The following is a 19339-nucleotide window of genomic DNA, read 5'->3' as shown; positions in this document are numbered from 1 at the left end:
CCAGAGGCTCTCGTAGAATAGAGCCATGCCCTTACAGGAAAAATCATCCAGGCCTCGTTGCGAGCATTGCCGACGTCCAGTGTCGCACTGCCTGTGTGCGCACATCAGTGTCATTGATAATCACACGCAAGTCTTGATACTGCAGCACCCGGACGAGGCCAAGCACCCGATGAACACCGCCCGACTGGCGGTGCTGGGGTTGCGGCATGCCAACCTGCTTGTCGGCGAGACTTTTCCTGATCTGGATGACCAACTGGTCTTGGCGGGCGACGCGGTTTTGTTGTTCCCCGCCAAGGATGAAAGCGCGTCGGAAAAAACCAAGAAAACGCTAGTCACTGAAGAAGATGCGGTTCAGCCTGCGATTTGCCCGCCGCAAGAGGCGTCATCGGCCCAGAGCAAGGCCCGGCTTCTGATTGTTCCAGATGGAACATGGCGAAAAGCTCGCCGGATTGTCAATGCGAATACGGCTTTGCAAGCTCTGCCGCGCCTGAGCCTGCACAGCGCCGAAGCATCGGAATATATCGTGCGCAGGGCTCGTGAGCCTCATGCGCTGTCGACTATCGAGGCGATCGTGCATGCGCTTGGCATCCTTGAGCCCGCGCAAGATTTTCGGCCATTGTTGAGACCATTCCACGTAATGGTCGAGCAGCAAATCAAGGCGATGGGGCCGACGGTGTATCAGCGCAATTACGTGGGCAGATAGGCCGACGCTACAGTGCTTTTTCCACGAAGCTCCCATCCACGTACAACCATCGCCCGTCTTCACGAACGAAGCGGCTGATCTCATGCAGCCGGCTCGCTCGCCCTTGAAGACGAGAGCGCGCAATAAATTCGACCGTAGCGTGGTCGGCGTCGTGTTGTTTGTGGCTGCGCACTTGTAAGCCCAACCATTTCATGTCTGCCGCGTTGCCTTCAAATAGGGCGCTTCCGCACGGGCACGGCCGGAGCGCGGCCTTCGCGATTTTCTTCATCTTCAGGACTTGAAACGGGTGATGGTGCGCCAGAGAAGTGGCGCTATATTATTAAATGTTCAGCATCATTATGATGCCACGAGCACGACCCGAAAAACGGCATCAAGGGGAAGCGGCATGAGCAAGCTATCTACTGAAGTGTTGATCGTCGGCGCCGGGCCGGCCGGCCTGGCCACCGCCGTCAGTTTGGCCCAGGCGGGTGTCAAGTTCGTAATCGTCGATGCCTTGCCGGAAGCGCAAAATACTTCCCGGGCGGCCGTTATTCATGCGGCCACGCTGCAAAGCCTGGGCAAGCTGGGCGTGGCGGACCAACTGATCTGCCAGGGTATCAAAGTACCGCACTTCCGGGTTCGCGAGCGAGACGCGGTGCTGTTTCATGGGGATTTCTCATCTTTACCCGGCCCTTGGCCGTATGCCCTGATGATCCCGCAGGACGAGACCGAGGCGATTCTAATCAACCGCCTTGCGAAGCTTGGCCAGAGAATAATCAGGCCGGCCCGCCTGAGCGGGTTCGAGTCCACGAACGAAGGCGTGCGCGCGACGGTGGATGGCCCCGACGGCAGCGTCGTGGTCGAGGCACGGTACATTGTGGGCTCCGATGGAGAGAAAAGCACTGTACGATGTTGCGCGGGCATTCCGTTTCCAGGCCACACCTATGGTTCCTTTCTGCTTGCCGATGTTCGCATGGATTGGCCCTTGCCCAAAAGCGAGGTGACCCTGTTCTTCGCGGAAGGCGGTGTTCTGGTTGTGGTGCCGATGTCGAACGAACGTTATCGGGTGGTGGCACAACTTGAGAACGCTCCGTCAGAGCCCGCCATTGGTGATGTACAGCGCATTATCAACGAACGTGGTCTTAGCTCGGGCGCCATGGTTCATGACTTGTTGTGGGGGTCGCGGTTTCAGGTTCATCACAAGCTGGCGGATCAATTCCGCGCCGGCCCTGTTTTGCTGGTTGGCGATGCTGCCCATGTGCATAGCCCGGCGGGCGGCCAGGGAATGAATCTTGGCCTGCGCGACGCCGTTGCGTTGGGCGACTGCCTGGCAAACGTGCTTGGGTCGGCGCACGATGCAGATCTGGATCGCTACGCTGCCGAGCGCAGAACCGCCGCGCGTAAAGTGCTGGCCATGACCGCACGACTGACGCGCATCGCCACGCTGCAAGCACCGGCCCTTCGCTGGACGCGCAACCTCGTTCTTGCCTGTGCAGGCAGCCTGCCGATGGCAAGGCGCGCCGTGGCAGCCAGGATAGCGGGTTTGGCGTAAAAAAAAGCAGGCGTAGGCGACGCAGTAGGCTGCATTTTTTCGCCGGGTAGTTTGCCGGCGCCTTCGCCCTTGCGAAAGTGGCGACGTAAAAATCAGCAAAAATCAGACCGCGTGTTGAGGTGGCCAAATTGGGGTCGCATTACAATAAGCTCCCTTTTTTTCAGAAAGCCCATGCATGCCTCATCCCACCCAAGACCATGTCGCCGTCATCGGTGGAGGGCCTGCGGGGCTTATGGCCGCCGAAGCGCTTGCCAATGATGGCTTTGCTGTGTCCGTCTATGAGGCCAAGCCTTCAGTTGCGCGCAAGTTTCTTCGCGCCGGTATCGGCGGCCTGAACATCACCCACAACGAAAGTTATCCGCTGTTTCTTGCCCGTTACGGTGATCGTCAAGAAAAGTTGCAGCCCATGTTGGATCGCTTTCCGCCGGCGGCGGTAAGAGACTGGATGGAGTCGCTTGGCGTGCGCTGGTTCGAGGGGTCGTCGGGCAAAGTGTTTCCCGAAGGGATGAAGGCGGCGCCTTTGCTGCGAGCCTGGGTGCAGCGTCTGCGGGGCCTGGACGTGCAATTCCGTTTACGTCATCGTTGGCTTGGATGGAGAGCGGACGGAAGCCTTCTGTTTGACACCCCCGAAGGCGAGCTTGGTGTGCGGCCCCGCGCGGCCGTGCTCGCGCTTGGGGGCGGAAGTTGGCCGCAACTTGGTTCCGATGGGTCATGGTTGCCCTGGTTGCAAGAAAAAGGCATTGCCGTGACGCCTTTGCAAAGCGCAAATTGCGGGTTCAACGTGGCCTGGAGCGACCATTTGCGCCAACAACACGCAGGTGCACAATTGAAATCGGTGGCGTTGCGCTTCACAGACGCGCTTGGGCGGGTCAGCGAGCGCCAGGGCGAACTCATTATCAGCCACTACGGCGTCGAGGGCAGTTTGATCTACCACTGCTCGCAAGCTCTGCGCGAAGCCATCGCAGCCAAGGGTAACGCCACCTTCATGATCGACTTGGCTCCCGGCCGAAGCATAGAGCAGGTTCTGGCAGGTGTGCAGCATCCGCGTGGTGCGCGTTCATTATCCAGCCATCTGAAGGGCAGGCTGGGTATTTCGGGTGTAAAAATGGCGTTGCTGTGGGAGGCTCTTGGCAAGAATGCCGCGACCGACCCAGTGCGGCTGGCGCATACAATCAAATCGCTTCCTGTTACTGCGACGTCCGCCCGTCCGGTGGCCGAAGCCATCAGCTCGGCGGGCGGCCTGCGTTTCGATGAGGTCGATGAGCATCTGATGCTCAAAGCCTTGCCGGGCGTTTTTGTGGCTGGCGAGATGCTGGATTGGGAGGCGCCCACCGGCGGCTATTTGCTGACCGCCTGCCTGGCTCAAGGCTTGTGGGCGGGCGAAGGGGTGCGGAATTGGCTAGGATTACAGCCGGATGGACTACATTACTCATATTCGCACGTATGACCCAGCGTTCTTTGGTCAAAGGCCAAGTGCTCCCGCCACTGTTTTTATTCGAGGTATATCTTGCCAGACGTAGCAGTTTCTTCCGCGCAATCGGAGCCTCAAACGCTTTCCAGGCGTGACCAACGCGGCAACATTGCGCGTCTTACCGCTGCGCAGGCGCTGGCCGGCGCGAACGCCGTCATTGTCTTTGCCACCGGGGCCATTGTGGGTCACATGTACGCGCCCAACGAAGCGCTGGCGACCCTGCCCATTTCCATCTTTGTGGTGGGCATGGCTGTGTGTACTTTGCCCGCCGGCGTGATAGCCCAACGTTACGGGCGGCGCGCGGCGTTCCTGGCCGGAACCGGCAGCGGTGTTTTGGCGGGGTTGGTAGGGGCGCTGGCCGTATTATGGGGTTCCTTCTGGCTGTTTTGCCTGGCTACGTTCTTCGGCGGGGCATATGCCGCCGTCGTGCTGTCGTTCCGCTTTGCCGCCGCCGACGGCGTCAGCCCCGCCATGCGGCCGCGGGCGCTGTCGTTCGTAATGGGCGGCGGCGTGGCGGCCGGCATCGTGGGCCCGCAGTTGGTTACCCACACCATGTATATATGGCCGGCCTATATGTTTGCCGCCACCTTCCTTGCGCAGGCTGCGGTCGCCGCGGTTTCAGCGCTCGTGCTGCTTGGCGTCAAGCTGCCCATGCCTACCGCAGCCGAAATAGCGGGCGGAAGACCGCTTCGCATCATCGCGCGCCAGCCGTTGTTCATCACGGCGGTCATTTGCGGCGCGGTTTCGTACATGCTCATGAACTTCCTCATGACAGCCGCTCCACTGGCTATGCGGCTGTGCGGCCACTCACAGGAAAGCTCCAATCTTGGGCTTCAGTGGCACGTCATCGCCATGTATGCGCCCAGCTTCTTCACCGGCCGACTCATTTCCCGCTTTGGAGCCGGGCGCATTGTCGCGCTCGGGCTGGCTCTTATCGGTATATCGGTGGCTGTGGGCCTGACCGGCCTGGAAATAGCCCATTTCTGGATCACACTGGTACTGCTGGGCGTAGGCTGGAACTTCGGCTTCATCGGTGCTTCGGCCTTGGTCCTTGAATGCCACCGACCCGAAGAAAAAGCCCGGGTCCAGTCGCTGAACGACTTCGTCGTATTCGGCACGATGGCTGTGGGCTCGTTCGCTTCGGGCGGAATATTGGCGGCTTATGATTGGGACATGGTGCTTTGGGTCTCTTTTGTGCCCCTTGTTCTGGCGGTGGCGGTAATAGCGGTTAATGGGGCCGGCCGGGCTTTCGCGCAACGGTAGGAGGGATATGTCTGGGTTCAACGCCGCATACCAAAAGGTTTTCCAGCCTGGCCGGTTAACGGTTGGCTTGATGACTCCGCTCGCTCACGAAGGCAAGCCGGCTCGTCTTGACGAAGCTTTCAAACAAGCCGAACTGGCTGACCAGCATGGCTTTGCAGCCCTTTGGGCCCGCGACGTGCCGTTGATGATTCCGCAGGGCAGCGATAGCTCCATCAGTGCGCTCGATGACCCTTTCTTATGGCTGGCCGGCCTTGCCAATGCAACGCGAACCATCGCATTGGGCGCTGCTGCCATCGTGTTGCCCTTGCGCCATCCTTTGCATGTGTCCAAAGCAGCGTTGAGCTTGGATCGCCTTAGCGGCGGGCGCTTCATCCTTGGCCTGGGGTCGGGCGACAGGCCGGCCGAGTTCGAGTCGTTCGGAGAAGATCTTGAAGCGCGCCGCGAGGTGTTTCGTGAGCGGTGGCATATCGTGCGCTCGGCCTTGTCGCCCGATGCAAATGACCGCCGACCCTTGCTCGAGCTTACCGATGGCTACGACCTGATGGACGCTCCGCAAGCCCGAATTCCCATGATTGTCGTCGGGTCTGCACGCCAGTCGGTGCAGTGGATCGCTGCACATAGCGAAGCGTGGGCCACCTATCATCGTCCCGAGACGCGGCAACAAAGCCGCATCAGCTTATGGCGCGGTGCTTTGGACCAAAGCGCAAGCGGCGCCGACAAGCCTTTTATCCAGTCGATGCAGCTAGATCTGCTCAAGTCGCCTTCAGCCCAGCCAGAGCCGCTCGATTTAGGCATGCGTACTGGCCGGCATGCCCTGGTCGATTATCTGAGCCGCTTAAAAGAGCTTGGGGTGGGGCATGTGATATTCAATTTGCCCAAGAGCGACCGGCCCATGACGGACATAATCGCGGAAATGGGCGACGAGGTTATTCCCAAGGTCTGAGCCCGCGCCGATCACAACACGAATGAGGCGTTCGTAGCATTAATAGCCTTGCGCCGGCCCGCTATCGAGAGTGTGTCGCCGCGCGCACGAGGGCTGGAATGAAGTTTCGCCAGGTGTGTGCCGTAGCGCTTAAAGCTGCTCTTCGTCGTGGGCCATCCATTTGTACAGGCCGTCTACCCAAGTACGGGCAGGAAGCCCGCTTATTGCGTGTATTTCTTGGGCGCGCTCGTAAAGCTCATCAAAATCTACTGACGGCGCTTGCTTGAAGGCAATGGCCACCATGTTGCCATCATGAACCTCGGGCAGCCACGCCACCGCTGCGAAAGATTTTTCCATCATCTGGATATGCTGCAGGTGTTCCGGCCAATCGCAGTACAAGTTGATGGTCATCATGCCGTTTGACGTCAAGCAGCTGGCGCACATGGCATAGAAGGCGTCACTACTTAACAGCGGGCCTTTGGCCTGGGCATCGTATAAATCGACTTGAAGAATATCGATCGAGCGACGGCGGGAAAAATCAGCCACATAGTCTGATGCGTTCATATTGAGCACGCTTAGGCGCTGATCGTCGGGCGGCAACGCAAAGTGGCTGCGGCAGATATTGATTACACCTGCATCCAGTTCCACAGCGGTAACCCGAGCCGCAGGCAGGTGATGGTGGCAGAATTTGGTAAGCGCCCCGGCGCCCAGGCCAAGCTGCACAATATGGGCAGCGTCTTCGCGAAACAGCTGCCACATCATCATTTGCTGAACATATTCCAGTTCCATGCTGTTGGGCTGGTCGATGCGCATGGCGCCCTGTACGACAGGCGAGCCGAAATGCAGCGTTCGCACTCCGTCGCTTTCCTGAATATTCAGCCTTGTTTTATTGACATGTTGGTTATAGGGCATTTAAGGTCTTTGTATTGTATTTGCCATGTAAGCGGCCTGTGATGTTTGATGTTTGATGTTTGATGTTTGATGGGCGATGGGCGATGGGCGATGGGCGATGTGTCGCATGTGTCACATCTGACAAGGGGCAAGGGGCAAACGGTCTCTGCGCTTGGTGCCGGCCCGGCTTTTCAAGACGACACGATCTCGTTCGTGGGCCAGTTTGACAGCGCCTGTTCAGCCACCGCTTCCAGTGTCTTGCGGCTGAACCCGGCTTTGGCTTGCACCGCCATGCCGTGAAGTACAGCCAGTAAAAATGCGGCCAGTACATCAGGCTTGGCGTCGGCAGGCAGATCTCCCTCGGCCCTTGCTTGCTCGAAGCGTTGACGAAGCTGCGCTTCGCCCTCGGCGCGAGTTTCTATCAGGGCTTGGCGAACAGGTTCGGCGTCGTCTGTGCCGGCCATGACCCCATTGATGATGAAGCAGCCCGTGTGCTGGGGATGGCGCGTGGTGAGATCGACCGAGCTGTAAAGAAGGTGCGCAGCCACCTCTCGTGCTGTTGGCAATTCAAGCGCCTCTGGTATGAAGCTTTGATGGTGCTTGTAGTAGCGATCGAGCGCTTGACGAAAAAGTGCCTCTTTGTTGCCGAAGGCCGAATAGAGCGCTGGTCGCTCCACGCCGGTGGCTTCGGTGAGGTCTGTGTAAGAGGCGCCCTCGTAGCCTTTGCGCCAAAAAACACGCAGCGCTGCGTCGAGCGCTTCATCCACATCGAATTGGCGACGGCGTCCCATTGGATTGGCCTTTTAAAAATATGCGTTACCGCTTAAATGAAGCAGGAAAGCGGCCCTTGAAAAATATGAGTTCCTGCCTGAATAAAGCGGGAAAGACTAAAAGTCGAGCATAATGGTCGTTATTATAACGGGCGTTATATGCGGAGCCGGCAACTGCCGGCCGCGCCCTTTTGCGGCTTTATCGACGTGTCCCGCCTTTTGCCTGAGTCTTCATTTTGTTAGACCACTCCCAAGCTGGATCGTGCTCCAGCCTCCGGTTGATGAAGGCAATGATCAATACTGCGATCAGCGCTCCCAGCGCCGCAAGGGCCATGTCTTTGTGGGCGTCCCAAATATCGCCTTGCGTGCCCAAATAATGCATGCCCAAGTCTCCGCCGAACAGTTCGGCGGCGCCCCATTCGATCAGTTCGTACAAGGCCGACGTGCTTAGCGTGACGTCGAGAGGTAGAAAGTAGCCCCAAAAACCGCGCACCTCGACCACGCGCAGGAAGAATTCCCGAATCGGATAGACCAGCAGCAGCCCATAGCAAAAATGAACCAGACGATCAAAATGATTGCGCTGCCAGCCCAGGGCTTCGTTCAGGCTGTTCCCGGTAAGGGTTTGCCACCATCTATCGTAAGGAACTTCAGAATAAGTGTAGTGCGAGCCTAGCGAGTGAAGCGCGAGAAAAGCCAGAATCAAGTAAAGCGATATGTCGGAAAACCTGAATGTGCGCCGAGCCAGCCATAGCAATAACACCAAGCCCAAGACCAGGGCGTTCTCAATTAGCCAGGTAGAGCGATCGGCGGGTGAAATACCCAGCGCAGCCCACAACACAAAGTACAAGGCCGCTGCAACACGTACGCCCCGGCCGGGAAGTTTTTGAATGGCTGATTGTGTATCCATGACGTGAAGCATACTCGCGCAAGCCTACGGCCGGAGGGATTTCAGGCTGCTTGAGTTGCCTCATCCAGAGGGTGCTGAGCGCGGAAGGCCACGCAAAGGCGGTTCCAGACATTGATCGTGCCGATAGCCACCGTCAGTTTCGTTATCTCAGCTTCCGAGAAGAAGTCGCGCAGCGGCTCAAAATCAGCATCCGGGGCCCGGGTTTGAGCGACATTGGTTATCGCCTCGGTCCACGCAAGAACTGCCCGCTCTCGTGCGGAGAAAACTGGCGACTCTTGCCAAACACTGACCAGATTGATCCACTGCTCGCTAAGCCCGTCGCGGCGTGATTCCTTGACGTGCATGTCCACGCAGTAGGCGCAGCCATTGATCTGAGACGACCTTAGCTTGATTAGATGAAGCAGCCGAGCATCGAGACCCGATTCTTCCTTCACGTACTTTTCGAGAGCGGCGACGGCCTGATAGGCATCCGGCGAGGCTTTCCGGAAATCGAAACGTGCTTGCATGGTTCTACTCCTTTTGAGGGTGTTGAGAAGGCCCGGGGCGGGTTCACCATTTCTTCATGGCCTACGCTCGTGGACTTCCAGGAATGAGCAACTTCTTTGCGCGATCGACCCGTCGTCCATCGCACTTACATCGGACAGAATGTCGGCTATGCTGACTTTTCCAAGTTCGGCCCGATACGCTTCTTCGGCGCGCAACATGGCCGAATTGATGCTGCAAGGCCTGGTCAGCACCCCACAGGGAAGCGGATTAGGCCCGCGGCGCCTGATTTCGTTGCAGCGAAAAGCGGGTGCCGGCCCTTCGACGGCGAGCACGATATCCAGCAGCGAGATCCTTGAGGGGTGGCGCGCCAAACGGTACCCACCTCTTGGGCCTGGCAGGGTTTGCACCAGCCCCGCCCGGGAAAGCGCCTGCAGATGCTTAAGAAGATAGCTGGCTGACACTCCGTGAAACTCTGCCAACGCTGCAGCCGACAATACACCTTCGGAAGAAAGCCCGGCCAGCATGGTCACACTGTGAATCGCTTGTTCTATGCCATCACTGAGCTTCACGCGGTTTCCTATCGTAGATAAATTTTATCTACGAATTTTATATGCCTGAAACCAGGCGGTCAACGGCTTTTTAACCTTGGAAACAGATTTACTTCATCAACAATCGATACTTGGATGCGGATGCGGATGCGGATGCGGATGCGGCGCTACCGAGAGCGCCGCATAGCCAAGATTGCCAGATAAAGCCGCAATGACGGTACTCAATGACGGTACTTACAGAACCGTTACCGCCTGCATAATGCTTACGCCCTTATCCGAGAGACGGAATTGCATAAGATCTTCGCCGACAACCAGCGGCCCGGAATAGGTTTCTCGGGTGCGCTCTACAACTTCCGCCATGCTTACCTGGCCGTTTGGACCAAATAGCCTGACCACATGGGAATAGGCTGCAACTTTCGGCGCAGCTTCCGAAAAGGCCCGGCCCGCATCTTCGGGGCTTGCGTGATGATTCAGAATCGTCTGGACGACGGGGTTCTTCATTGTCTCCACAGGAGCGGCTCCGGTTTCATGAACCAGAAGGTCTACGCCTTTTCCATACTTGACCACGTTCTCATGGTATTTGGTGTCGCTGCTGAAAGTAACAGAGCGTTCGCCGTAATCCACCCGATAGCCGACCGAAGGCTCAATGTTTTCTCCATGAAACACCTTGAACATGGTGACGCGCACGCCTTCTCGCTCGAACACGACTCCTTCGTCGAACTCGTGGCCTAACATTTGCGTGGCGCTTTCCTTTACTTCGCCGTCGGCCATACGGGTTTCGACATCAAGCGAAAAAGCTGCACGCATGCCTTCGACCAAACGTTTAGTGCCGGCGGGCCCGTAGACATTCAACGCCTCTTTGCGCCCGCCCAGGGTCGGTACAGGAATATATCCGGTTGCATAAATGTCGCCCAGGCCGTTGATATGGTCCGAATGAAAATGACTGATGAACACCGCGTCAATTTTTCCAAGTGGAACCCCAGTTGCCCGAGGCGAATACTGGCGCCCCTGCCTGCGTCTATCAGCAGATTCAACCCGCCCGCTTGCACCAAGTTCGAAAAGCCGAAACGCTTGGGGTCGTTCAGCGGAGTGCCCGTGCCAAGCAGGGTAACGACCATCTCTTTGGATGGCGCTTCAGCTTGAGCTTGGGTCAACCCGGGAGAAAGCGCCAGGACCAGGGCGGCCGTGAACGACGCCAATACCGTTTTCAACGGAATTCGTCGAGCAGCAGCTAGCAAAGAGCCAATGCTTGGTGAGTTGGGCGGCGGCATTTTTTTTTGCATAGAGGTCTCCATTCCACGCTAATTAAGACTATGTGTAAATTACATTATTGGGCATAAAATTTAATTTATGCACAAAATATTCTAGCCGGAAGATGGGGAAGGGAAACCGGGTGTTTACCCTATTGAGCGTGGTTTGTGTGGTTCCAACCTGGCAGGCCCCACGGTGCTCAGGTGGCGTCACCACTAGAGGGCAGCAGCCCTTCTGGTAAAAGAGGAAGGGCTGCGTTTGTCTGACTATGCGTTGCCGTCGCGCTAGGGCTTGGCCAGGTGCCATACTCCTCCGACACCGTCGCCGGTGGTATCGCCGGGCTTGGTGTCTTTGGCGAATAGGTATAAAGGCTGGCCCTTGTATGCCCATTGCGGTTTTCCGTCGTGGCTTTCCACCAGTGTCCAGTCGCCGCTGGCTACGTCGTCCCGACCGGCCAAAGCAGGCGGCCAATTCTGGGCACACTGGTCGGCGCAGTTGCTTTTGCCGGGGGTGTCTTTATCGAAGGTATAAAGCGTGGCGCCGCTCGAGTCGACGAAATGGCCGTTTTGAGTCTTGGGTGGTTCGGCCAAAGCTGGAGCGGACAGCAAGCCGCCCAGCAGCAGCGCAAAAATGGCTTTGCGAGTACTCATGGTTGCTCCTTTCCGGGGGATACCCGGCCTGGTTCCGGAGCAGATGCACCCCGGAAAACGGGCACACTACTTAAACGCCTGAGATGGGCGTCTGCACATGCCATGCTATACGATTTTTTCTCGGCCAAGTGTTATCAGTTTGAAACATGAATACTGATTCAGCCGGGTCGCAAGGGTGTGCCTAGATATTGCGTAAAGAGGCGGGAAGCGCGGCAGGGGGTTCCTCTGTGTACGTGTCATATACGCCGGTTTGCGCCACCAGCTTATACACCCTTTCACAGCATCGCCCATCGCGAAAAGCAAAAAAATCCTTCATGCGCCGGGCATAGGGTTCGGCCGGTTTGCCGTCGGCCTCAAGCAAGGATTCCAATTCATCCAGCAGCGCGCTCTTGGTGGCACACACTGGGCCGAATCCGTGCTCGTGATAATCAAAATAGCCTTTGCGGATAAAGTGGCCGCCTCGATATATCGTGTTTATATCGAACTGGTAATAAAGAAGCGGGCGTTCTAGATATGCCAGCTCAAACGCGACAGATGAATAATCGGTTATCAGCGCCGCCGTGTCCAGGAACAGGTCCTGGATGCTGGCTACGTCGCCATGAGCCAGAACCTTTATTTGCGAGCCGGCAAAGTCATCAAGGTAGGGTTGCAGGTTGGCATGGGGAAAGAGCACAATTTCGTGCCCATGCCGCTGCGCCATCTGTAGAAAGCGCGGCTCCGTCAACAAACCGTGCCACGCCTTGAAAAAAGCGGTTTGCCGAAATTGCGGATTGCGCCTGCGCGCGTTGGTCATATCAAGCGCCTCACCCACCACGCTTTCGCGCCAGGTAGGCATGATAACAATGCGTCGAGGCCGGCGGTGGATGGCGCGTTTGCGGATGAGCTTGTCGTGCCGCGGCATGCCCGTCAATGCTGCCTCGCGCGTCGTGTATCGGTAACCTGTATCGTCAGACACAATGGATTGCCGTTCGGTCGAGGCCGACGTGATCAGATGGCGTATCGGACGATAATTAAGCCATTCGGACAAGTCCCCTTGCGTGACGCCGTGCTGCAAAAAGGTGAATTGAAACTTCAACAGGTCGCTGAAATAGTCGATAGGCAGATACTGCGCTACATAAGGGTCGGCGTGCGACGACAGCAGGTGGTCGGCGTTAAGCAGCGCCAATTTATGATCCAGGCTGCCAAAGCGCAGCAGACGAAACCCTTCTTCTTCGAGCCGCTGCCAGTCGTGCGACGTATCGCGCAGAATAAACCACGCGTTCACCTGCGGTTGGCGTCGCCTGACGTAGCGATACAGATGTTCCGCATTGTCGTCGGCCTGCGTGTCGCGGTCCATAAACAGCCACGCCTGCTTGAACTGCCGCACATAAGCGGGCATGCGCGCCAGCATGCGTAGTAGCTGAGCCTCTTGAGGATGATGGCGGGTTTGCAGCGAGTCGGCCGTGCCGGCGGCATCCGACAACGAGGACTGACCGGCGTGGGGCAGCGCGGCGGCCACGGGCTTTCCGTTGACTTCGATGCGTAACGCACCTGATCTAGCCCAACTGAACCAGGCAATTTGCTCTTTGAACAGCGTAGTGTCGAAGAAGCGATGCGCGCGAATCTTGGCCGCGAACGGCGCCAGTGCATGGCTGTCTACTTGTACCCGGAATTCGGGCTGGGCGCCCATGTAGTAATACCGCAAGCAAAATTCGTTTGACGCATGGTCAAATTCCATGGGCAGGGGTTGCGACACATGGGCCAGCTCGGGATGGCCCAATGCCAGCATGGCGATCTTGTGCTTGAGCTGCACGTTGTCCAGCTTTAACGAAAGCAGAAGCTCAGGGCTGATGGCGTTCAACAATCGGCCGAGCTGCTCGTGGTGGGAACTTGCCGAATCATGCTGTACCTGGGCGGCATGAAGGTGTCGATTCAGCAGACGTTGGACGTGTTTTGCCAGATCTTGGGCGATTTTGTGTGCAAGCCCTGCGGGTAGGGCGCCGTGTGTGCGATACGCCTTGGCAATAAGGTCTTCGAGGATGTGGAGTTCGGTCGTAAAGCGTTGGGCAATGTGAAAATCTTTGGTCATTCGTGTGTGCGCTGAGTCCTTTTTTCTTTAAATTCATAAGCATATGGCTACGAGAGGTGCGTCTCCCTATCCTATACGATTTCTTCGTGCCCAGTGTTTCCAGCCTGAAACCTGTCAGTGGCGGCGGTACCTTCGGCCGGGTTTTCGGAGAGACGTGCTGCTTTTAATTAAGGAGCGTCTGCAGGTTTTGACGAAAAGGCCGGTGGAGCAGGCGCGTCGGGTAATGGAATGAATTCGGCATTATCGGCATCGGGAAGCTTCATCTTCCCATCCTTCCAGTCTAATGCCGCCTGTGCAAGCCGGTCTTTCGACGACGAGACGAAATTCCAATAAATGAAGCGTTCGCCCACAGGCTCGCCGCCTAGAGCCATCACGGTTGCGTGTTGTGTAGCTCGAACGTGCGAAGCGCTTGCACCGAGCACCAGCATCTTGCCCGCGTCGTAGCGGGTGCCGCCAAGCTCTACCTCGCCTGCCGCAATGTAGAGTGCGCGCTCTGCGTGTCCGCTTGGTAATTCAGCGGTCGCGCCCGGCGCCATGTCCAGATGCGCGTAGAACAGCGGAGAATGCGTTTCGGCCGCAGCAGTCATTCCGTAGGCGCTGCCTGCAATCAAGTGGCCGGTTACGCCCGCTTCGTTCCACTGGGGCAGATCATTTCCCGCATGATGGGAAAAGGATGGATCCGTTTCTTCGTACTCGGCCGGCAGCGCCACCCATGCTTGTATGCCATGCAAATGATCGCCGTGCGCTCTTGCGTGCTCGAATCGTTCGCTGTGCGTGATTCCGTGCCCGGCGGTCATCCAGTTCACTTCGCGAGGACGAATCGCTTGCTCGACCCCGAGGCTGTCCCGGTGCATGATTTCGCCGGAGAACAAGTAAGTGACAGTCGATAGCCCAATGTGCGGATGCGCGCGAACATCGGTGCTGCGATCGATGCCCGGTGCGAGGTCGAGCGGACCCATGTGGTCGAAAAATATGAAGGGCCCGACCATGCGTCGTTTTGCAAAGGGCAACACCCGACCCACTTCAAAGCTTCCGGCTAAGCGACGTCGGCGCTGCTCAATGACCATCTCTATCATGTCGTGCCTCCTGATCGAAAATGCTTGGAATGGTTATGGGCGACGACGGGGGATAGTCATCGCCGCTGGATTTGGCTTTATTCAAGGATACGCTCAGCAGCGTTGCGGAACAATTGTTCCGCATTGCCGGAAAGCCGGAACGCAGCAATGAAATCGTTGGCCCCATCTGGCAGCGTTGTGTGGTTACGCAGCGATACCGCGCGCTTTGTCAAGTTTGTCCGCCATTGCAAGACAGTGAGCTGCGATGGCTTGGATGTGTACATGGGCGTTTGGAGGCGCCGTTGCTTTCATGGCCCGTTCAGCGGCCTCATCAAAGCGACCGAGGGGAACCAGCGCGAGCTCGCGGACGGCCAGCATGCCGAACAGAAGGGGATCGTCTGGGCTTTGGTTGCGCGAATGGTCGATGGAAATAATTTCGGCTTCCGCCTCGCCTTCTCTGTTCCTGCTTTTATTTGATGCTAAGGGGTTCAATAAATTCGACCAAGTCTTCAGCTTCGCGTCCGCTGATACTCAGAGGTCGCTTTGTGGCGTCATTACGTATGTTTGCGACGAAGAACTCGTCGCGATGGCTTGGTGGGGCGAGTTTCATTTCCCGTCCCCATTTAGTCGTTGATGGGGCCTGGGTCCTGTGTCAAACGTGGGCAAGCGTGACAACAGGCGATCACGGGTGTGCTCTGTGTTGACGAGTAAGTTCGACGAACTGACACTTCGACTTGTCTAAGCATTTGCCCAGGGCTGAATACACCATTCGGGATGGCTTAGTTATAGTAGACCGACTTGTCAAAGGAGTTTGCCTGCTCGAGGACGAAGCCGCCGCGAACATCGGATAAACAGTTTTCGATATCAAGATATAAGTCTATCCATAGATCAACGGCGCCAGCTGTTGTTTCATACAGCCGGCGCAGCGTTCGAGGCGCTTGATTCTATTTCGATCCGGGCAAGTTAGAGCGCGCGTTTATACTTTTCCAACAGCCACCGGTTGAACTCGGGCAGGATTGCCTCCAGATGCGAATACCGTCCACGTGGAGCGAAACGCGACTTGAAGGCTTTTTGCATGGTTTTATTCGTGAGCTCATCTTGCTCACCGAACGTGCCGGTGGACGACACTTGCACTGATCGCATCCAGTCGAACTTGGGTAGTTGGGTTGTTTCCTTTGGATAGTAGAAGTTTACGAACAGATCGAGGCGGTCGGCCGATCGCGGGAAGACTCGGAAGGTAAAGGCCTGATCTGGCAGTAGGCAGAAGAAGAGCGTGGGGGGCACAGCCGAGAACACAGTGCGTTTTCGCTCTTCTTCGGTCAGTTTTTCTAATATAGGAAATTGTGCAAAACCAGTGGGATTGAATGCCGCGTCTGCACGCATGTTTTCGAAATAAGTGATATGAGTCAGGTAGTTCTCGCCCGGCGTGTAGTCGTCGTAGTCTGTGAAGCGTGCGTTCTCAGCTGGAGCAACTTCGTGAAAGCCTCGATGCACATATGACGTGTGATATGGTTCTAAGCCGTTCTCAAGCGAGATCTTCCAGTTCCACGGATAATCGGCGTGAATCTGCGTAGGCATAACTTCCATATTTTCGAAGTCATAATTTTTGAGCTCGGCGTCGGCACGTGCAAGGGTAGGGGCCAGCGGTGCAGCATCAAGGTCAAAGTTGGCGAAGATAAAGCCGTGAAATAGCTCTACCTTCAGTTCGGGGAGACGAGTGTCGCTACGCTGCTCAGTAAGGGGAACGGTCTTCGACATCGAGGGGGCGCCACGCAACTGGCCGTCTATCTGGTAACTCCAAGCATGATAGGGGCACGTAAGTGTGTTGATATTGCCCGTTTTCTCATCGGCACAGTCAAATACCAATGGGTGGCCGCGGTGTTGGCAGATGGCAGACAATACCTTGATGCTCATGTCCTTCTGTCGGATGATGATCAGGGGTTCGTCGACGACTTCCACCGTGAAATAGTCGCCCGGATTGGGAATTTGGTTTTTGTGGCCTAACGCCAGCCAGTTCTTGAAAAAAATGGCCTCTTTTTCAAACTCGAAGAAGGTTGGCGAGGTATATAGTTCGCTCGGTAGCGAGCGCGCGCGAGTATAGTCGCCGGCCGAGCTCTCCATCTTGCTTAGCAAGTCGGCGATATAATCACGCTGCTGTATATCATTGGCTTTCATGCTCCTGCTCCTGAATCTAATGCCGCGATCGCGGCGAGGGTTCATGCAGCGTTGGATACGCTGCTTTCTTTTTTGTCCTGACGCGGCTGATGCGCGTCAGGCGGGTCGTTTCAAATACGCATTACGTTCGGCTGCAAACTCCGGCATTGGGTACATTGCGCTGCGGCGTAACATCTCTTCAAGGTATGGAAGTATGCTTTCCGCGCCTTGCTGCATAGCGGGCCAGTATTCGGTTCGGTAACGTTCGGCCAACGCGCTGACCTGGATTCTGAGCGCATTCTCGTCGATGTGGCAGAGCTCGCGATCCCGCATCACGACTTGCCCGTCGACGATAGTGGTCCGCACGGCACCAGAGTTGACGCTAAACGCCAGTTGGCGCACAGGGTCGGCTAACGGTATGAAGCCCCAGTCGTTTCGATCCAGAAGAATGATGTCGGCCTTCTTGCCTGCCTCTATGCTGCCGATTTCGGTCTGCATCAAAGTGCTGCGGGCTCCACCTTGCAATACCATGTTGAATACATCGAGCGCGGTTATCCATTCATCATGGTGTTTGCCCTCTAGGCGATGCAGAAGGCTGGCGGCGCGAATGGCTTCTATCATGTCACCTGTATCGCTGGTGGAGGTGCCGTCGGTACCGATTGCGACGTTTACACCTGCGCGAAGCATTTTTCGCACGGGGCAGACGCCACTACCCAGCTTCATATTGGACAGAGGATTGTGTGTCACGGAGCATCCATGCTCGGCTAGCAACTCGATGTCGCGATCCGTCACCCATATGCCATGGTTGATGGTTAGGCGGGGCGACAGGGCGCCTATGGTGGCCAAGTGCTCTATCATCGACGAGCCGTAAAATAACCGCCCAGTTACTGCTTGATTGCGTGTTTCGTCCACATGGCAATGGACGGCGATACCGCGCGAGCGTGAGATGTCGTTGATTTCTTCCCAGAACGGCGTGGTAATGCGTTGTGGACTCATGGGCCCAAGAATAATATTTGTCCGCCCTTTGTATCCTTGCCATTTTGCATACAGATCATTGAACTGCGCGATTTGCGCTCGATAATCGGGCGCGGGCGATGCGTCTACATGCGCCAATTTATCGGCGGGCAGAATGTCACGCATGAACGGCCGGCCATCAGCGAAATTGGTATTGATGAAGCTTACTGTCACAACGCTGCGTAGTCCTGCATCTGCATAGGCGCGCACCGCACCTTCCACCGCGGCATCCACGAAGTCTTCTTTGGCATAAGAATTAATGACATCGTCCTGAATAGTCGTTACGCCGCTGCGCAGACTTTGAATGGCGACAATCATTGAGCGCAGATAGTTTTCCTCCGGACCGAGAGCGGGCACTCCGGAGGGAGGATAGGCACGCGCGAGCCATAGCTCGAGCGGTAGATTGTCGTACGCGCCCTGTTCGAAGCTTTCATTGGAGTGCATGTGGGCATTGATGAAACCCGGCATCACGATGCGGTCGGTGGCGTCGATAACCTCGTCGAAATCGGCTTCGACAAGCGAGTCGTGCTTTGGCGGCCAGGGCCCCACATCTATGATTCGGTCATTCTTGATAACTACATACCCTGGTGCGAAGCACCGGTCCGCGTTGTCGGCGGTAACAATGTGGCCATTTTTAATTAGTATGCGGGACATGGTCGGTTCCTTCGTGGCTAGGTTCTGGCTATCGATCGCGGTCGCATACGAGTTCAAGCTGCTGGCCCCACGGCGTGAGAAAGTAAATCCAACGACGTCCTGCCAGTGGATGTTCTTCCGGAAGCACCGAGGGCTCGCCTAACAGGCGTACATCAGGCTCGACCGCTAAGCGAGCTATCGCTGCATCCATGTCGAATACCTCAATGCAGAAATGGCTGCCTCCAGGATCGCAATTGCGTGACATACGGGAGCGTAGGTCGGGGCCGTAGTATTCAAAAAGCTCTAGTGCGACTCCCGCTAGTACAAGCTTGGCCAATTTGAAGCCTGCCCGCGGGTCTACGCCGAAACTAAGCGCAAAAGCTTCCGAGCCGTTTCCCGCCGCTTCACGTCGATACAGAAGATCGGCGCCAAACACAGAAACAAAGAAATCGGTCGCCTGGCGTAGGCTTGGAACGGTCAATGAGATGTGGTCAATAGCGCGGCAGGCCACCGCATCGACCGTTTGCGCAGGTGGTTCCGACGCGGTGGGAGTTAACACAGCATGCCGTTGCTGAAGCCAGCCTCGCTCATAGGGTGTCCGGAACTCGACGTCTAGCTTTAAATGCAGGATTTTCCAGACTCCATTGCGGCGCTCGAAGATATTCTCGTAGCGGCCTCCCATCCATAAGGCTTGGATGTTTTGGTAGGTACAGGGCTCGAATAGTTTCCAACGGCCTGTTGCGCGGTCACCTTCAACGGTTATCGACTCGTTGGTTAGATAGTGCACAGTGAACGTCAGTACGCTCGGACTCGACTCGAACATGGCGGCAATGGCCTCCATCCCGCGCACTTTGCCCGCTCGCGATCCCCCTGTTCCTTCCCAGATACCATCCGCCCAGAAGAGGTCGGCTACAGCACGCCCCCGCTTATCGTCGCAGGCCTGCATGTACTCGGCCTGTAGCCGTCGTACCGCATCCTGAGCTTCCAGGGTCTCCAGCCGTGCCGTTAAACGCGTCAAGTCG

General features: G+C 56.8%; 18 protein-coding genes and 1 pseudogene. 6 read left to right on the top strand and 13 right to left on the bottom strand.

Features of this window, described 5'->3' with window-relative positions; translation table 11 throughout:
- Positions 1 to 25: 25 nt before the first annotated feature.
- The gene (locus ACIY1O_RS04140) at positions 26 to 703 is read left to right on the top strand and encodes a tRNA-uridine aminocarboxypropyltransferase (RefSeq protein ID WP_397473817.1); all 678 of its coding nucleotides are present in this window, start codon (positions 26 to 28) and stop codon (positions 701 to 703) included.
- 7 nt (positions 704 to 710) lie between these two features.
- On the opposite strand, the pseudogene ACIY1O_RS04135 reads toward ACIY1O_RS04140, so the two are convergent.
- Positions 711 to 914 (bottom strand): annotated as a pseudogene (locus ACIY1O_RS04135) (YchJ family protein); the annotation flags it as partial.
- Between the two features lie 174 nt (positions 915 to 1088).
- Here ACIY1O_RS04135 and ACIY1O_RS04130 point away from each other — a divergent pair.
- The 4 genes from ACIY1O_RS04130 to ACIY1O_RS04115 all read left to right on the top strand — a co-directional run bounded on the left by ACIY1O_RS04130 (position 1089) and on the right by ACIY1O_RS04115 (position 5911).
- Positions 1089 to 2234, top strand: coding sequence for an FAD-dependent monooxygenase (locus ACIY1O_RS04130; RefSeq protein WP_397473816.1), 1146 nt, complete (start codon positions 1089 to 1091; stop codon positions 2232 to 2234).
- Between the two features lie 175 nt (positions 2235 to 2409).
- Entirely contained in the window at positions 2410 to 3681 is a 1272-nt protein-coding gene (locus ACIY1O_RS04125) for a TIGR03862 family flavoprotein (RefSeq protein WP_397473815.1), read from the top strand.
- 60 nt (positions 3682 to 3741) lie between these two features.
- Positions 3742 to 4968 (top strand): MFS transporter, encoded by a 1227-nt coding sequence (locus ACIY1O_RS04120; protein WP_397473814.1) that lies wholly within the window; start codon positions 3742 to 3744, stop codon positions 4966 to 4968.
- Complete coding sequence (locus tag ACIY1O_RS04115) at positions 4937 to 5911, top strand: TIGR03571 family LLM class oxidoreductase (RefSeq protein WP_397473813.1); 975 nt, start codon at positions 4937 to 4939, stop codon at positions 5909 to 5911. The genes ACIY1O_RS04120 and ACIY1O_RS04115 overlap by 32 nt, the downstream gene beginning before the upstream one ends.
- A 129-nt stretch (positions 5912 to 6040) precedes the next feature.
- Here ACIY1O_RS04115 and ACIY1O_RS04110 read toward each other — a convergent pair whose 3' ends face one another.
- From ACIY1O_RS04110 to ACIY1O_RS04070, 9 genes are all read right to left on the bottom strand, one after another.
- The gene (locus tag ACIY1O_RS04110) at positions 6041 to 6802 is read right to left on the bottom strand and encodes a spermine/spermidine synthase domain-containing protein (protein ID WP_397473812.1); all 762 of its coding nucleotides are present in this window, start codon (positions 6800 to 6802) and stop codon (positions 6041 to 6043) included.
- A 170-nt stretch (positions 6803 to 6972) separates the two neighbouring features.
- Positions 6973 to 7572: a TetR/AcrR family transcriptional regulator gene (locus ACIY1O_RS04105; protein WP_397473811.1), complete on the bottom strand. Its 600-nt coding sequence runs from the start codon at positions 7570 to 7572 to the stop codon at positions 6973 to 6975.
- Positions 7573 to 7750: 178 nt separating this feature from the next.
- Entirely contained in the window at positions 7751 to 8458 is a 708-nt protein-coding gene (locus ACIY1O_RS04100; RefSeq protein WP_397473810.1) for a DUF2238 domain-containing protein, read from the bottom strand.
- Positions 8459 to 8499: 41 nt separating this feature from the next.
- Positions 8500 to 8964 carry a carboxymuconolactone decarboxylase family protein gene (locus tag ACIY1O_RS04095; protein ID WP_397473809.1) on the bottom strand — a complete coding sequence of 155 codons (465 nt, stop codon included), beginning with the start codon at positions 8962 to 8964 and terminating at the stop codon, positions 8500 to 8502.
- 54 nt (positions 8965 to 9018) lie between these two features.
- Complete coding sequence (locus ACIY1O_RS04090; RefSeq protein WP_397473808.1) at positions 9019 to 9513, bottom strand: Rrf2 family transcriptional regulator; 495 nt, start codon at positions 9511 to 9513, stop codon at positions 9019 to 9021.
- Positions 9514 to 9726: 213 nt separating this feature from the next.
- Complete coding sequence (locus tag ACIY1O_RS04085) at positions 9727 to 10620, bottom strand: MBL fold metallo-hydrolase (RefSeq protein WP_397473943.1); 894 nt, start codon at positions 10618 to 10620, stop codon at positions 9727 to 9729.
- Positions 10621 to 11027: 407 nt separating this feature from the next.
- Entirely contained in the window at positions 11028 to 11393 is a 366-nt protein-coding gene (locus tag ACIY1O_RS04080; RefSeq protein WP_397473807.1) for a COG4315 family predicted lipoprotein, read from the bottom strand.
- Positions 11394 to 11574: 181 nt separating this feature from the next.
- The gene (locus ACIY1O_RS04075) at positions 11575 to 13461 is read right to left on the bottom strand and encodes a CDP-glycerol glycerophosphotransferase family protein (RefSeq protein ID WP_397473806.1); all 1887 of its coding nucleotides are present in this window, start codon (positions 13459 to 13461) and stop codon (positions 11575 to 11577) included.
- 167 nt (positions 13462 to 13628) lie between these two features.
- Positions 13629 to 14537 carry a pirin family protein gene (locus ACIY1O_RS04070; RefSeq protein WP_397473805.1) on the bottom strand — a complete coding sequence of 303 codons (909 nt, stop codon included), beginning with the start codon at positions 14535 to 14537 and terminating at the stop codon, positions 13629 to 13631.
- A gap of 147 nt (positions 14538 to 14684) precedes the next feature.
- Here ACIY1O_RS04070 and ACIY1O_RS04065 point away from each other — a divergent pair, with 147 nt between their 5' ends.
- Positions 14685 to 14993, top strand: coding sequence for a hypothetical protein (locus ACIY1O_RS04065; RefSeq protein WP_397473804.1), 309 nt, complete (start codon positions 14685 to 14687; stop codon positions 14991 to 14993).
- Between the two features lie 486 nt (positions 14994 to 15479).
- On the opposite strand, the gene ACIY1O_RS04060 is transcribed toward ACIY1O_RS04065, so the two are convergent.
- The 3 genes from ACIY1O_RS04060 to ACIY1O_RS04050 all read right to left on the bottom strand — a co-directional run bounded on the left by ACIY1O_RS04060 (position 15480) and on the right by ACIY1O_RS04050 (position 19335).
- Positions 15480 to 16691, bottom strand: a complete 1212-nt coding sequence (locus tag ACIY1O_RS04060; protein ID WP_397473803.1) for an aromatic ring-hydroxylating oxygenase subunit alpha — start codon at positions 16689 to 16691, stop codon at positions 15480 to 15482.
- Positions 16692 to 16787: 96 nt separating this feature from the next.
- Entirely contained in the window at positions 16788 to 18338 is a 1551-nt protein-coding gene (locus tag ACIY1O_RS04055; RefSeq protein ID WP_397473802.1) for an amidohydrolase family protein, read from the bottom strand.
- A 28-nt stretch (positions 18339 to 18366) separates the two neighbouring features.
- Complete coding sequence (locus ACIY1O_RS04050; RefSeq protein ID WP_397473801.1) at positions 18367 to 19335, bottom strand: nuclear transport factor 2 family protein; 969 nt, start codon at positions 19333 to 19335, stop codon at positions 18367 to 18369.
- Positions 19336 to 19339 lie beyond the last annotated feature (4 nt).

It is taken from the genome of Pusillimonas sp. (assembly GCF_044464525.1).
Classification (GTDB): domain Bacteria; phylum Pseudomonadota; class Gammaproteobacteria; order Burkholderiales; family Burkholderiaceae_B; genus Pusillimonas.
Note: the sequence above shows the minus strand (reverse complement) of the source record. Positions and strands in the feature narration are given on the sequence as shown.

Coding starts and splice junctions, on each gene's coding strand:
- ACIY1O_RS04140 (WP_397473817.1), top strand. CDS start 26: ATGCCCTTACAGGAAAAATCATCCAGGCCTCGTTGCGAGCATTGCCGA.
- ACIY1O_RS04130 (WP_397473816.1), top strand. CDS start 1,089: ATGAGCAAGCTATCTACTGAAGTGTTGATCGTCGGCGCCGGGCCGGCC.
- ACIY1O_RS04125 (WP_397473815.1), top strand. CDS start 2,410: ATGCCTCATCCCACCCAAGACCATGTCGCCGTCATCGGTGGAGGGCCT.
- ACIY1O_RS04115 (WP_397473813.1), top strand. CDS start 4,937: ATGGGGCCGGCCGGGCTTTCGCGCAACGGTAGGAGGGATATGTCTGGG.
- ACIY1O_RS04110 (WP_397473812.1), bottom strand. CDS start 6,802: ATGCCCTATAACCAACATGTCAATAAAACAAGGCTGAATATTCAGGAA.
- ACIY1O_RS04105 (WP_397473811.1), bottom strand. CDS start 7,572: ATGGGACGCCGTCGCCAATTCGATGTGGATGAAGCGCTCGACGCAGCG.
- ACIY1O_RS04100 (WP_397473810.1), bottom strand. CDS start 8,458: ATGGATACACAATCAGCCATTCAAAAACTTCCCGGCCGGGGCGTACGT.
- ACIY1O_RS04095 (WP_397473809.1), bottom strand. CDS start 8,964: ATGCAAGCACGTTTCGATTTCCGGAAAGCCTCGCCGGATGCCTATCAG.
- ACIY1O_RS04080 (WP_397473807.1), bottom strand. CDS start 11,393: ATGAGTACTCGCAAAGCCATTTTTGCGCTGCTGCTGGGCGGCTTGCTG.
- ACIY1O_RS04075 (WP_397473806.1), bottom strand. CDS start 13,461: ATGACCAAAGATTTTCACATTGCCCAACGCTTTACGACCGAACTCCAC.
- ACIY1O_RS04070 (WP_397473805.1), bottom strand. CDS start 14,537: ATGATAGAGATGGTCATTGAGCAGCGCCGACGTCGCTTAGCCGGAAGC.
- ACIY1O_RS04065 (WP_397473804.1), top strand. CDS start 14,685: ATGAAATCGTTGGCCCCATCTGGCAGCGTTGTGTGGTTACGCAGCGAT.
- ACIY1O_RS04060 (WP_397473803.1), bottom strand. CDS start 16,691: ATGAAAGCCAATGATATACAGCAGCGTGATTATATCGCCGACTTGCTA.
- ACIY1O_RS04055 (WP_397473802.1), bottom strand. CDS start 18,338: ATGTCCCGCATACTAATTAAAAATGGCCACATTGTTACCGCCGACAAC.